Source organism: Rhizobium jaguaris (assembly GCF_003627755.1).
GTDB classification, from domain to species: domain Bacteria; phylum Pseudomonadota; class Alphaproteobacteria; order Rhizobiales; family Rhizobiaceae; genus Rhizobium; species Rhizobium jaguaris.
The window spans coordinates 323648-335412 of record NZ_CP032694.1; the positions used below are offsets into that span (position 1 = coordinate 323648).

Consider the following 11765-nt stretch of genomic DNA (forward strand, 5'->3'; position numbering starts at 1 on the left):
CGTCTCTGGTGCAAGAAAATAGGCCGCTTTGCGCGATCTCATCCCCAATCTGCGGTCTCAGGCTTGCTTTTACAGCCTCGCCAACAGCGTCGCACGTGTTGCGTCGTCCACGAACGCCGCCTCAATCGCCGTGCGGGTCATGGCGTCGATCTCATCGTCGCTGAAGCCGAAGGCGGTGGAGGCAAGATCGTATTCGCGCTTCAGAGAGGTGTGGAAGAAGGGCGGATCGTCGGAATTGATGGTGACGCGCACGCCGGCATCGCGAAGCTGGCGCAGCGGATGCGCGGCGAAATCCGGGAAGACATTCAGCGCGACATTCGAGCCGGGGCAGACTTCCAGCACCGTGCCGAGATCGGCGAGGCGTTTGACAAGGTCGATGTCTTCGATGGCGCGGACACCATGGCCGATGCGCGACGGACGCACCAGCGCAACCGCATCTGCGACGCTGAACGCGCCGCAGACTTCGCCGGCATGGATCGTGAGGCCGAGATCGGCATCGCGGGCAATGTCGAAAGCACGCGCGTAATCGGCGACGCGGCCCATGCGCTCCTCGCCCGCCATATTGAAGCCCGTGATCAGTGGATTATCGCTTTTGGCCGCATATTCGGCGGCCTTGATGACGCGCTCCGGTCCAAAATGACGTTCGCCGGTGACGAGCAGCCGGGCGACGATGCCGCTCTTTTCCTGCGCTGCGCGAATGCCTGCCGAAATACCGGCCATATAGGCGTCGGCGCCGAGGCCGATGCGGTCGCCATGGTCGGGCGAGACGATCAGCTCGCTATAGATCGTGCCGACGCCGGCAAGCTCTTCGAGATAGGTTTCGGTCAGCAGCGCGTAGTCTTCTTCGGTGCGATAGACCTCGGAAACCTTGTCGTAACAGACAAGAAATTCGGCGAAATCCTTCCAGAGATAGATGCCGTCACGCATGAAGGCGCTGGTGTCGACGTTGTATTTCCGCGCCTGAGCGAGCGTCAGCGCCGGAGGAGCGGCACCCTCGAGATGACAGTGCAGCTCGACCTTCTTCAAATGCGATGTCAAAGAAAACTCCTTCCATGCGGCCCCGCCGCAATTCCCAAATGGCGAGCAACGGTTTCGCCGATATCGGCATAGGTCTGTCGGATACCGATCGAGCGCGAGCGGACGCCAGGCCCATAGGCGATGACAGGCACACGCTCGCGCGTATGGTCGGTACCGCGCCAGGTCGGGTCGCAGCCGTGATCGGCGGTCAGGATGACGAGGTCGCCGGGTTTCAGCTTCTGGTGCACGTCCGGCAGCCGCGCGTCAAAGGCTTCAAGCGCCGCCGCATAGCCGGCCACGTCGCGCCGATGGCCATAGACCATGTCGAAATCGACAAAATTCGTAAAGACGAGATCGCCGTCGGCTGCCTCATCCATCGTCCTCAGCGTCGCATCCATCAGCTTCATGTTGCCATTGGCCTTGATGACCCTGGAGATGCCCTGATGGGCAAAGATATCACCGATCTTGCCGACCGCATGTACGGTGCGTTCGGCCTTGACCAGGCGGTCGAGCAGGGTCGGCTCGGGCGGCAACACGGAGAAGTCGCGGCGGTTGCCGGTGCGCTCGAATGTCGCCTGTGTCTCCCCGATGAAGGGGCGGGCGATGACCCGGCCGATATTGTAGGGATCGAGCAGAGTGCGGACGATCTGGCAGAGAGCAATCAGCCGTTCGAGGCCGAAATAGTGCTCATGTGCAGCAATCTGGAACACGGAGTCGGACGAGGTGTAGCAGATCGGCTTGCCGCCGCTGATATGCTCCTCCCCATATTTGGCAATGATCTCGGTGCCGGATGCATGGCAATTGCCGAGAATGCCGGGGAGATCGGCTGCTCTGCAGATGGCCTCCACCAGGTCCGGCGGAAATGCGTCGCCCTCGGCGGAAAAGTAACCCCAGTCGAACATTACTGGCGTGCCGGCTATTTCCCAGTGGCCCGACGGTGTGTCCTTGCCGCGCGACACTTCATTGGCGCAGCCATAGAGGCCATAGAGCTTTTCCGGCTTTGGCATGCCGGCCGGATAGCTGCCTGTCGCCGCCTTGGCGATCTCCAGCAGCCCGAGACCCGACATGTTCGGCAGCGTCAAGGGACCGGAACGAAGGCCCGCGCGATCGGCAGCGCCCGCCGCGCAGAACTCGGCGATATGGCCGAACGTATCGGCGCCCCCATCGCCATAGGTCGCCGCATCAGGACCGCCGCCAACACCGAAGGAATCAAGAACGAAGAGAAAGGCGCGCGCCATGGTTCACCCGATAGGATTGCTCAACGCGCGACATCTGATGTCAGGCGCATTGGACGTCACCCATATAACGGAGACGTCAACTTGGCAATTTTCCTGTTCAAATGGGGAATATCGCACAGATTTGCAGTAATTGCGCTCAACAATCGGCGCAGGAGATCGAAGTATTGGTGCGCGGGCGATAAAAATACTCGCGGCTGATGGTGATCTGGCTGCTGCCGGCGGGCAGGAAGTCCGAGCCGAAACTGATGAGCTGATATGGAATGGCGAGCTCGGTCCGCACCAGAAATGTGCTTGGCTGAGCGATATTGCTGGGAACGGTGACGGTGCTGCCGGTCGAATAGGGTTTGCTGCCATCCTGTGCCCAGGACCATGCAACGGTGGCGTTGCTGCTGGCATCCAGCTGAATACCGCTGATCTTAAGCGTCAGGCCAGTCGTGTCGTAAGGCGCGAAAATAGCGCTCGCAACCGAAGGCATAGTGGCAAGCAGCGTTTTGCTGACGCTGGATTGCTGCGTCAGGATGTCGGCAATGGATCCGGCCGACCGGCTCGCCCGCTTTTCGACACTGAGCCCTATGGTGAGTTCGAAGGCGCCGAGATAGAGCATCAACAGCACCGGAAAGAGAATGGCGAATTCGATCGCGCCGATGCCCCGCTCGTCGCGGGCAACGCGCCGAAGAGGGACGCAAAGCCTGGCCGCCAGCTCCTTTCGACCCATCGCCATCCTCCTCACGGATAATTCTCGTTTTGGAAGGCGGCCGTCGCCACGATGAGATAGGTCGTCGGCATGGAACCGTCAGACGGGCGTATAGTGGTGAGGTAAGGCCGCAGCAGATCGGTTATCACCTGCCAGCGGTAATAGGCGCGCACCATGTTGTTCGACTGGGCGCCGCCGGGTGCGAATTTGAAGCCCGTTGTGTTGAGGTCGGAATAGGGATCGGACGACACGCGTGGGATGGTGGTCGGCATGGCCGCAAAGGTGGCGTAGCTTTCGACGTCGAGATAGAGATTGGTCGCCGTAGCTGTAACAAGTTCGGTTGCCGAGCAGGCTATGATCACCGAGATTTCGTTGCAGAAGGCCTGACGGAACTTATCCTGTGTCACGTCAGTCGTCGCATTGTGATTGTAAGTAATCTGCCCGGTTCTGATCTGACGGGACAGCGTGTCGACGGCATTGGAAACGACCTGTTCTGCGATGAAGGCGACGAAGGTTTCCAGGATTGCGAAGATGATCAGGAAATAGGGGATCGCCAGAAGGGCGAATTCGATGGCAGCCGTACCGTCGCGAGAGCGCACGAATTCACGCAGGCGTCCTCCCGCACGTCGCCGCGCAAGGGTCTTGTCCCCAAGAATATCGTCGTCTGGCGTCATACCGGAATCCGCGGCGATCTAAATGGGGATAAGACTAGAGCTGCTTTCTTGATAATCCGTTTCTCATCTCTCTTCATATTGAGGGATGCTTGGATTTATTTAAGAAAGACTGATCTTATGTAGTATTTCTGAATATAAAGAAGAAAGGAACACGCCGCCGTCACGGGGTTGCGGATGCGGCGGCGGTATTGTTCTGTTGGGCATGCTGTTCGCAATTGGGTGTGCAGGACAGCACCGAGCGGCTTGTCTGACGGTAGACCCGAACCGTATTGCCTTCGTCGATCGATACGAGGACACGCTCGTCGACGATCGCGTTGCCGTCGGAATCGAGCAGCACAATGTTCGTCGTGCCGAAGCTGCGGCCGGTAAGCACGATGGTTCTGGGATCGGCGACCGTCGCGTCGGCAACCTGTGAGTTGCCAACGATGACTTTACTGACTGGACGATCAAGCTTCAGCACGCGCGCATGATCCATATAGACGCGCAGCATGCCGTCGTCAGCCGCGTGGGAAAGCTGCGGCATCAGGCCCACTATCGCAGCGACGCAGGCAAAGAATGCGGTTCTGCCGCGGGTTGGCATGGTCTGGCCTCGTGAAGCTGGTGGCGGAAACGATTGCCAAATACAATGAGAAAGAATGGTGAATGAACAATTAAGAGAAGGCTACTCGTCCAATTGTGATGCATGTTAGCCGCCCTGATCGTCCATATTGGGATTTCCATTCGGGGTATGCAATATTCCGAGACATTTCATGCATCACCCTAATATATTAAGTCCTAATCATTGCCCGGAAACTGAAGATTTTCTTTAAAATTGCTCGGAAAGACATGAATTGACGTTAACTAGTCTATTTGCGTTTTAGAATTTCCGATCTGTTAACCCACTTCCTTAAAGCGATGGAAACGGCCAGCCGCTACCGTTCAACTCATCCGATCAACGGCAAACAGTTGGCGGACGTGCTGTCAACAAAGTGAGTGGAGTTAACCTATGACCAAGCTTTTTTCGCGTTTCCTGAAAGACGAATCCGGTGCGACCGCAATCGAATACGGTCTGATCGCCGCGCTGATCTCCGTAGCCATCATTGCTGGTGCAACGACCCTGGGCAACACGCTCAGCACCACGTTCAATGGCATTTCCACCAAGATGAACACCGCTTCGATCGCACACTAATCGTTGCGGCGCCTCAGCGGCATGTTTGGATTGAAAACGGCATTGTTGACGAACGTGCTGTTAAGAAAGTGAGCGGAGTTACCTTATGACTAAGCTTTTTTCGCGTTTTCTGAAAGACGAATCCGGTGCGACGGCAATTGAATACGGCCTGATCGCCGCGCTGATCTCGGTCGCCATCATTGCCGGCGCAACGACACTGGGCAACACGCTCAGCACCGTTTTCAATGGTATTTCGAGCGATATGACCAACGCTTCCACGGCGCATTAATCGTTTCGGAAGTATAGTGATGTAAGATGTTCGGAAACCGCTCAGTACTATGAGCGGTTTTTGACCTTTATAGTTCGAGTTGGGGATATCAAATGCTTGAAGCCGCGACATTGCTGATCTTTCCCCTCTGCTTGTCGGTCGCGGCTGTCTCCGATCTTTTGACCATGACGATCCCGAACCGGGTGTCGCTCATCCTGCTCGGTGCTTTCATTGTGCTTGCGCCACTCCTCGGCCTGACGCTACCGGAGATCGGCATGCACTTTGCCGGCGCGGCTATCGTTTTCTGTGTCTGCTTCGCGCTCTTCGCCGTGAACATCATGGGCGGTGGCGATGCCAAGCTGCTGGCGGCATCCGCGCTCTGGTTCGGCTTCGATCCGTCGCTTGCGGCATTCCTGGTCTACGTCGCCTTTCTCGGGGGCGTGGTGACGATCGTCATCCTGATGATACGCTCGCAGTCGAATACCATCATGGCCATGGGCCTGCCGGTGCCGAACTCGTTGCTGATTGCGAAGAAAATCCCGTATGGCATTGCCATCGCCATCGGCGGCTTCCTGGTTTTTCCCACGTCTCCGCTGGTCACTGCGGTGACTTCGCATCTTATCTAAATTAGATAATTCTAAGTAATAATGATGTATTGCTGACGTTATATATTATGCTTCTTTAATAGTCGCACTTAAATAATTGTAAATGTAATATACCATTAACCATAATTACACCAATTACCGAGCATTCTGCGGGGCGAAGAGTCGTATTCCCCAAGGAATGATCATGAAACCCGCTCGCATAATGATACTCGCGGTGGCAGTTGTCGCGGCAGGGCTTGCCGGACTGCTGGCAATGCGTCTGGCCGGTTCGCGCAATGTCGCGCCGCAAGTCGCAGCGGTGGTGGAAAAGGAGGCGACGGTCAATGTGCTGGTCGCCGACGCCAATCTTCCGGTCGGCTCTCGCCTGAATGACAAATCGGTCCATTGGATGGCCTGGCCGCAGAGCGGCCTTGTCAAGGGTTTCATCACCGAAGCCGATCGCCCCGATGCGCTGAAGGACCTGAACGGTGCGGTCGTCCGCCTGCCGATCTTTGAAGGCGAACCGATCCGCGAAGAGAAAGTCGCTGATTCCAACAGCCACATTCTCTCCTCGCTCTTGCCTTCCGGCAAACGTGCAGTCGCGACCGAAATCTCCGTCGCCACCGGTGCGGGCGGCTTCATCCTTCCCAATGACCGTGTCGACGTGATCATGGTGCGCAAGGGTGATACCCAGAAATTCGTGACCGAGACCGTGCTCAGCAATGTCCGCGTACTCGCCGTCGATCAGCAGATCGAGGAAAAGCAGGATGGCACCAAGGCTGTGGTCGGCACGACCGCGACGCTGGAGCTGACGCCGGACCAGACCAAGGTTCTGGCGGTCGCTCAGCAGATGGCCGATCGATTGACACTGGCGCTCCGCTCGGTCGCCGATGCGCAGCAGCCGGATACGATCGCCGCCGATTATTTGCTGTCTGGGGACAATGGCGTCGCCGTCGTCCAGGTCATCAAATCAGGCGCGATCGTCCCCAACGGCGCAGCCGCAGCCGCAGCCAAGACGCAATGAGAAGGGACGGGACCATGTTCAAGACCAACAAACCGATCGGCCTTCTCTCGCTTGCGGCTCTCTCCTTCTCTGTCGCTTTCGCCGGCCTGCCTTTTGCCGAAGCGCCGGCTTTCCTGCGTATCGCGACAGCCAGGGCCGACGGTTCCGACAGCATCGTCACCATTGCCGGCCTCGGCACCAAACGCACGCTGAAGCTTGGCCTCAACAAGGCGCTGGTGGTGGACCTGCCGGCGGACGCCCATGATATTCTCGTTTCCGATCCGAAGATGGCCGATGCCGTGACGCGGACCTCGCGCCGCATCTATCTCTTCGGCAAGACGGTCGGCCAAACCAATATCTTCGTCTTTGGCGCCGACGGGAAGGAGATTGTCAGCCTCGACCTCCAAATCGAACGCGACATTGCCGGCCTGCAAACCAATCTCAAACGTTTCATCCCGGACTCCGACATCAATGTCGAGATCGTCTCCGACAACATCGTCATGACGGGTACGGTCCGTACGCCACAGGATTCATCGCGCGCCGAACAATTGGCCGAAGCTTTCCTGAAAGGCGGCGAAGCCACCACCCGCACCGAAACCGCCAGTGCAAGCGGTGGCGACAATTCCGTCGCTTTGTTTGCCGAATCGCGCCAGACCTCGCAGATCGTCAATCTCCTGCAGATCGAAGGTGAGGATCAGGTGACGCTGAAGGTTACGGTCGCCGAGATCAAGCGCAGCGTGCTGAAACAGATCGGCTTCGACCATCTCGTCAGTAATTCTTCCGGCCTCACTGTTGCACAGCTCGGTAACGTCAGCGGCGATGCAACGGCGGCCACCGGCAATGGCGGCATCAGCGCCTTGTTCAAGTCTGCGCTCGGCAAATACGATATCAACAGCTATCTGAACGCCATGGAGCAAGCTGGCGCTGTCCGCACCCTTGCCGAACCGACGTTGACAGCCATTTCAGGCCAGGCCGCGACCTTCAATTCGGGCGGCCAGACGCTCTATTCCACCATCGATCAAGACGGTAAGGTAACAATTACCCCGTTCACTTACGGCATCAGCCTCGCCTTCACACCCGTCGTTCTTTCGGCCGGACGCATCAGCTTGCATGTGCAGACTCAGGTTTCCGAACCGGTAGGCACAGCCGGAACGGCAACCTACAATCAGCGGGCTGCAGACACCTCCGTCGAATTGCCTTCCGGCGGCTCGATCGCGCTCGCCGGGCTCCTGAGCGATAACGTTCAGCAGAATACCAACGGAACACCCGGCGCCTCGAAGATCCCGATCATTGGCGCGCTGTTCCGGGAAAAGAGCTTTCAGCGCGATGAAAAGGAATTGGTGATTATCGCGACGCCTTATCTTGTGCGGCCGGTGGCTCGCGATCAGCTTGCTCGTCCCGACGATAATTTCTCGCCGACGAACGATGCCGCTGCCTTCTTCATGAATCGCGTCAACAAGATCTACGGCCGCAGGGATGCGCCGCCGGTCGCCGATGCCAATTTCCACGGCACAGTCGGCTTTATCTACAAGTGAGGGCAAACGGATCATGACACGCCCCTTTTCAACCGGATCCACGAGAGACCAAAAAATGGCCAGCCTCGATCGCAATGCGCTCCGTTTCACCAGGCCGCGATTTGCTGCCCTGGCTCTGATCATGATGGCTGCCGCCGTCGGCGGCTGTGCCGGTTCGCCGGATGGCCTGACGACCAGTGCCATTTCCGATGATTATCGTCAGCGTCATCCGATCGTGTTGACGGAGAAGGAACACCATGTCGACATTCCGGTCTTCGCCGGCGATCGCCGCCTGACCCCCGGCACGCGCGATACTGTTCGCGGTTTCGTGCAGGATTATCGCGCGCACGCAACCGGCACGGTCGAAATTCTCATTCCTCGGGAATCGGCGAACTCGCCGGCCGCATCTGCCTTGCGCCGGCAAATCCGCCAGGAGCTGGTGGCAAACGGCATTCCGTCGGCGCGCATCGTCGACAATTATTATCCGGCCCGCGGCCCCTACGATGCCGCGCCGATCCGCCTGCGCTTCGCGGCAACGACAGCCACCACCAATGCCTGCGGCCAATGGCCGGACGATCTGGCCGACAACTTTTTCGACAATCAGAATTACTATAATTTCGGCTGCGCCACTCAGAACAACCTTGCCGCACAAGTCGCCAATCCGACCGATCTTATCGCGCCGCGCGCCGTGACGCCGATCGATGCCGACCAGCGCAGCAAGGTGATCGACAATTATCGCAACGGTTCGACCCCAACCAGCACTGCGACAGTCGGCGGCTTCGGTACCGGAGGATAAAGTCATGAACGCTATCGATTACGATATCAAACCGACGGCGGTGGAAGCCGAGGATGCGCCCCGCACAGGCGACCTCGAAAACATGCGGCCGCTGCCGCGCATCTCGGTGCATGCCTTCTGCGAAAGCGAGCAGTTGCAGCAGGTGATGGACCGATGCGCCAATGATCGGCGCATGTCCAAGGTCAGCCTCAGAATCACCAGCGGCAGCACTGCGGCCGCGGCAAACATGTTCGCCTCGACGCCGACGCCGAATCTGATCATCCTGGAAACCCGCGCCAATCCGCACAATCTGCTGGCCGAGCTTGCTCCGCTCGCCGCCGTCTGCGATCCCAGCACCAAAGTGGTGATCATCGGCCACTATAATGACATCGGCCTTTATCGGGAACTCATTCGCAACGGCATTTCCGAATATATGGTCCATCCGGTTGCCATGACCGACGTCATGGCGGCGATGGTGGCGATCTTCGTCGATCCCGATGCCGAGCCGCTGGGCCGCAGCGTGGCCTTCATCGGCGCCAAGGGTGGGGTAGGGGCGTCCACCATCGCGCATAATTGCGCCTTCGGCATCTCCAACCTGTTCTCGACAGAGACCATTCTCGCCGATCTCGACCTGCCTTATGGCACCGCCAACATCGATTTCGACCAGGACCCGGCCCAGGGCATCGCCGAGGCCGTCTATGCGCCGGAACGCCTCGACGAAGTCTTCCTCGACCGCCTTTTGACCAAGTGTTCGCAGCACCTGTCGTTGCTCGCTGCCCCCTCCATGCTCGATCGTGCCTATGATTTCGATGGCCAGGCGTTCCAGCCGGTGCTCGACGTTCTGCAGCGCAGCGCGCCTGTAAGTGTGCTCGACGTCCCGCATCTGTGGACCGAATGGACGCGCTCCGTGCTTTCGGCCGTCGATGAAGTCGTGATTTGCGCGGCACCCGACCTCGCCAATCTGCGTAACGCCAAGAACATGCTGGATGCGCTGCGCAAGCTGCGCCCCAATGACAAGGCGCCGCATCTCATCCTCAATCAGGTCGGCATGCCCAAACGCCCGGAAATCGGCCCCTCGGAGTTCTGCGAGCCGCTGGAAACCGACCCGATTGCCATCATTCCTTTCGATATCAACCTGTTCGGCAACGCCGCCAACAGCGGTCGCATGATTTCGGAGACCGATCCGAAATCGCCGATCGCCGAGACCTTCTCGCAGATATCGCACATCGTCACCGGGCGCGTTGCGCTGAAGAAGGCGAAGAAGGGCGGCCTGCTCGGCCTCCTGAAACGGAAGTAATGTTTGATTTCGCATGATCGTGTTCGAAAGCCGGTTTGCACTTTTGACATCATGCTCCAGCGTAGAATTGGATCGACGGCATGTTTGGCAGACGCGGAAATGAAGGTCCTGCAAAGAGCGGCGGCATAGCGCCTCCGCCATCGCCGCCGCGTGCGCCCTCCGCTGCTGCGCCTGCGGCATCGACCGTGCTGGTCGAGCCGGCGCAACAACGCCAGCAGGTGGCACCGCCGCCGATGCAAACGCCGACACGCCGCCGACCGGCGCGCACGGAGGAATATTACGACACCAAGTCGCAGGTCTTTTCCGCGCTGATCGATACGATCGATCTGTCGCAGCTCTCCAAGCTCGATGCGGAGGCGGCGCGCGAGGAAATCCGCGACATCGTCAACGACATCATCACCATCAAGAATTTCGCGATGTCGATTTCCGAGCAGGAGGAACTGCTCGAGGATATCTGCAACGACGTCCTTGGCTACGGTCCTCTGGAGCCGCTGCTTGCCCGTGACGACATCGCCGACATCATGGTCAACGGCGCGGGCCAGACCTTCATCGAAGTCGGCGGCAAGACGGTGGAATCGGAAATCCGCTTCCGCGACAATGCTCAGCTTCTTTCCATCTGCCAGCGTATCGTCAGCCAGGTTGGCCGTCGCGTCGACGAATCCAGCCCGATCTGCGACGCTCGCCTGCCGGACGGATCGCGCGTCAACGTCATTGCACCGCCACTGTCGATCGACGGCCCGGCGCTGACCATCCGCAAATTCAAGAAGGACAAGCTGACGCTCGACCAGCTCGTCCGCTTCGGCGCCATCACGCCGGAAGGTGCCACGCTGCTGCAGATCATCGGCCGCGTTCGTTGCAATGTCGTCATTTCCGGCGGTACCGGCTCGGGTAAGACGACGCTCCTGAATTGCCTCACCAACTATATCGACCGCGACGAGCGTGTCATCACGTGCGAGGACACGGCCGAACTGCAATTGCAGCAGCCGCACGTCGTCCGCCTCGAAACCCGTCCTCCGAACATCGAAGGCGAGGGTGAGATCACCATGCGTGATCTCGTCAAGAACTGCCTGCGTATGCGCCCCGAACGCATCATCGTCGGCGAAGTGCGCGGACCGGAAGTCTTCGACCTGTTGCAGGCGATGAACACCGGCCATGACGGTTCGATGGGCACGATCCATGCCAACACGCCGCGCGAGTGCCTGAGCCGTATGGAATCGATGATCGCCATGGGCGGTTTCAGCCTGCCGGCCAAGACGGTGCGCGAAATCATTTCCACGTCCGTCGACGTCGTCATCCAGGCCGCCCGCCTGCGTGACGGTTCGCGCCGCATCACCCAGATCACCGAGGTGATCGGCATGGAAGGTGATGTGATCATCACCCAGGACTTGATGCGCTACGAGATCGAAGGCGAAGATGCGAACGGCCGCATCATCGGACGGCATATGTCGACCGGCATCGGCAAGCCGAACTTCTGGGACCGCGCCCGCTATTACAACGAGGAAAAGCGCCTGGCTGCTGCCCTCGACGAAATGGAAAACAAGTCGAAATAGGACT

13 protein-coding genes are annotated in these 11765 nt (G+C 58.8%); 8 read left to right on the plus strand and 5 right to left on the minus strand.

The genetic code is table 11. The features are described 5' to 3' along the window. Positions 1-69 precede the first annotated feature (69 nt). From CCGE525_RS01545 to CCGE525_RS01565, 5 genes are all read right to left on the minus strand, one after another. A complete protein-coding gene (locus CCGE525_RS01545) occupies positions 70-1038 on the minus strand; it encodes an adenosine deaminase (RefSeq protein ID WP_120702749.1) in 969 nt (322 codons plus the stop codon). Beyond that, on the minus strand, positions 1035-2255 hold the full coding sequence (locus CCGE525_RS01550; protein ID WP_120702750.1) for a phosphopentomutase: 1221 nt from the start codon (positions 2253-2255) through the stop codon (positions 1035-1037). Before CCGE525_RS01550 ends, CCGE525_RS01545 begins: the two co-directional genes overlap by 4 nt. A gap of 136 nt (positions 2256-2391) precedes the next feature. After that, complete coding sequence (locus CCGE525_RS01555; protein WP_120702751.1) at positions 2392-2970, minus strand: TadE/TadG family type IV pilus assembly protein; 579 nt, start codon at positions 2968-2970, stop codon at positions 2392-2394. 11 nt (positions 2971-2981) lie between these two features. Then, positions 2982-3623, minus strand: a complete 642-nt coding sequence (locus tag CCGE525_RS01560; RefSeq protein WP_120702752.1) for a TadE/TadG family type IV pilus assembly protein — start codon at positions 3621-3623, stop codon at positions 2982-2984. Between the two features lie 160 nt (positions 3624-3783). Continuing rightward, the gene (locus tag CCGE525_RS01565; RefSeq protein ID WP_120702753.1) at positions 3784-4203 is read right to left on the minus strand and encodes a pilus assembly protein N-terminal domain-containing protein; all 420 of its coding nucleotides are present in this window, start codon (positions 4201-4203) and stop codon (positions 3784-3786) included. A gap of 405 nt (positions 4204-4608) precedes the next feature. Here CCGE525_RS01565 and CCGE525_RS01570 point away from each other — a divergent pair, with 405 nt between their 5' ends. The 8 genes from CCGE525_RS01570 to CCGE525_RS01605 all read left to right on the plus strand — a co-directional run bounded on the left by CCGE525_RS01570 (position 4609) and on the right by CCGE525_RS01605 (position 11761). Beyond that, a complete protein-coding gene (locus tag CCGE525_RS01570; RefSeq protein WP_120702754.1) occupies positions 4609-4791 on the plus strand; it encodes a Flp family type IVb pilin in 183 nt (60 codons plus the stop codon). Between the two features lie 85 nt (positions 4792-4876). Next, entirely contained in the window at positions 4877-5059 is a 183-nt protein-coding gene (locus CCGE525_RS01575; RefSeq protein WP_120702755.1) for a Flp family type IVb pilin, read from the plus strand. 92 nt (positions 5060-5151) lie between these two features. Continuing rightward, positions 5152-5664, plus strand: a complete 513-nt coding sequence (locus CCGE525_RS01580; RefSeq protein WP_120702756.1) for an A24 family peptidase — start codon at positions 5152-5154, stop codon at positions 5662-5664. Positions 5665-5827: 163 nt separating this feature from the next. Further along, positions 5828-6646, plus strand: a complete 819-nt coding sequence (gene cpaB / locus CCGE525_RS01585; protein ID WP_120706193.1) for a Flp pilus assembly protein CpaB — start codon at positions 5828-5830, stop codon at positions 6644-6646. 14 nt (positions 6647-6660) lie between these two features. Then, complete coding sequence (locus CCGE525_RS01590) at positions 6661-8160, plus strand: type II and III secretion system protein family protein (RefSeq protein ID WP_120702757.1); 1500 nt, start codon at positions 6661-6663, stop codon at positions 8158-8160. Positions 8161-8215: 55 nt separating this feature from the next. After that, complete coding sequence (locus CCGE525_RS01595; protein ID WP_120702758.1) at positions 8216-8935, plus strand: CpaD family pilus assembly protein; 720 nt, start codon at positions 8216-8218, stop codon at positions 8933-8935. 4 nt (positions 8936-8939) lie between these two features. Then, positions 8940-10211: a CpaE/TadZ family protein gene (locus tag CCGE525_RS01600; protein ID WP_120702759.1), complete on the plus strand. Its 1272-nt coding sequence runs from the start codon at positions 8940-8942 to the stop codon at positions 10209-10211. A gap of 80 nt (positions 10212-10291) precedes the next feature. Further along, entirely contained in the window at positions 10292-11761 is a 1470-nt protein-coding gene (locus CCGE525_RS01605; RefSeq protein ID WP_120702760.1) for a TadA family conjugal transfer-associated ATPase, read from the plus strand. The last annotated feature ends 4 nt before the right edge of the window (positions 11762-11765 follow it).

Bases quoted from the DNA above. Each gene is read 5' to 3' on its own strand.
- CCGE525_RS01560 (WP_120702752.1), bottom strand. From the start codon at position 3,623: ATGACGCCAGACGACGATATTCTTGGGGACAAGACCCTTGCGCGGCGA.
- CCGE525_RS01595 (WP_120702758.1), top strand. From the start codon at position 8,216: ATGGCCAGCCTCGATCGCAATGCGCTCCGTTTCACCAGGCCGCGATTT.
- CCGE525_RS01605 (WP_120702760.1), top strand. From the start codon at position 10,292: ATGTTTGGCAGACGCGGAAATGAAGGTCCTGCAAAGAGCGGCGGCATA.
- CCGE525_RS01570 (WP_120702754.1), top strand. From the start codon at position 4,609: ATGACCAAGCTTTTTTCGCGTTTCCTGAAAGACGAATCCGGTGCGACC.
- CCGE525_RS01600 (WP_120702759.1), top strand. From the start codon at position 8,940: ATGAACGCTATCGATTACGATATCAAACCGACGGCGGTGGAAGCCGAG.
- CCGE525_RS01550 (WP_120702750.1), bottom strand. From the start codon at position 2,255: ATGGCGCGCGCCTTTCTCTTCGTTCTTGATTCCTTCGGTGTTGGCGGC.
- CCGE525_RS01580 (WP_120702756.1), top strand. From the start codon at position 5,152: ATGCTTGAAGCCGCGACATTGCTGATCTTTCCCCTCTGCTTGTCGGTC.
- CCGE525_RS01555 (WP_120702751.1), bottom strand. From the start codon at position 2,970: ATGGGTCGAAAGGAGCTGGCGGCCAGGCTTTGCGTCCCTCTTCGGCGC.
- CCGE525_RS01565 (WP_120702753.1), bottom strand. From the start codon at position 4,203: ATGCCAACCCGCGGCAGAACCGCATTCTTTGCCTGCGTCGCTGCGATA.
- CCGE525_RS01575 (WP_120702755.1), top strand. From the start codon at position 4,877: ATGACTAAGCTTTTTTCGCGTTTTCTGAAAGACGAATCCGGTGCGACG.
- cpaB (WP_120706193.1), top strand. From the start codon at position 5,828: ATGAAACCCGCTCGCATAATGATACTCGCGGTGGCAGTTGTCGCGGCA.
- CCGE525_RS01590 (WP_120702757.1), top strand. From the start codon at position 6,661: ATGTTCAAGACCAACAAACCGATCGGCCTTCTCTCGCTTGCGGCTCTC.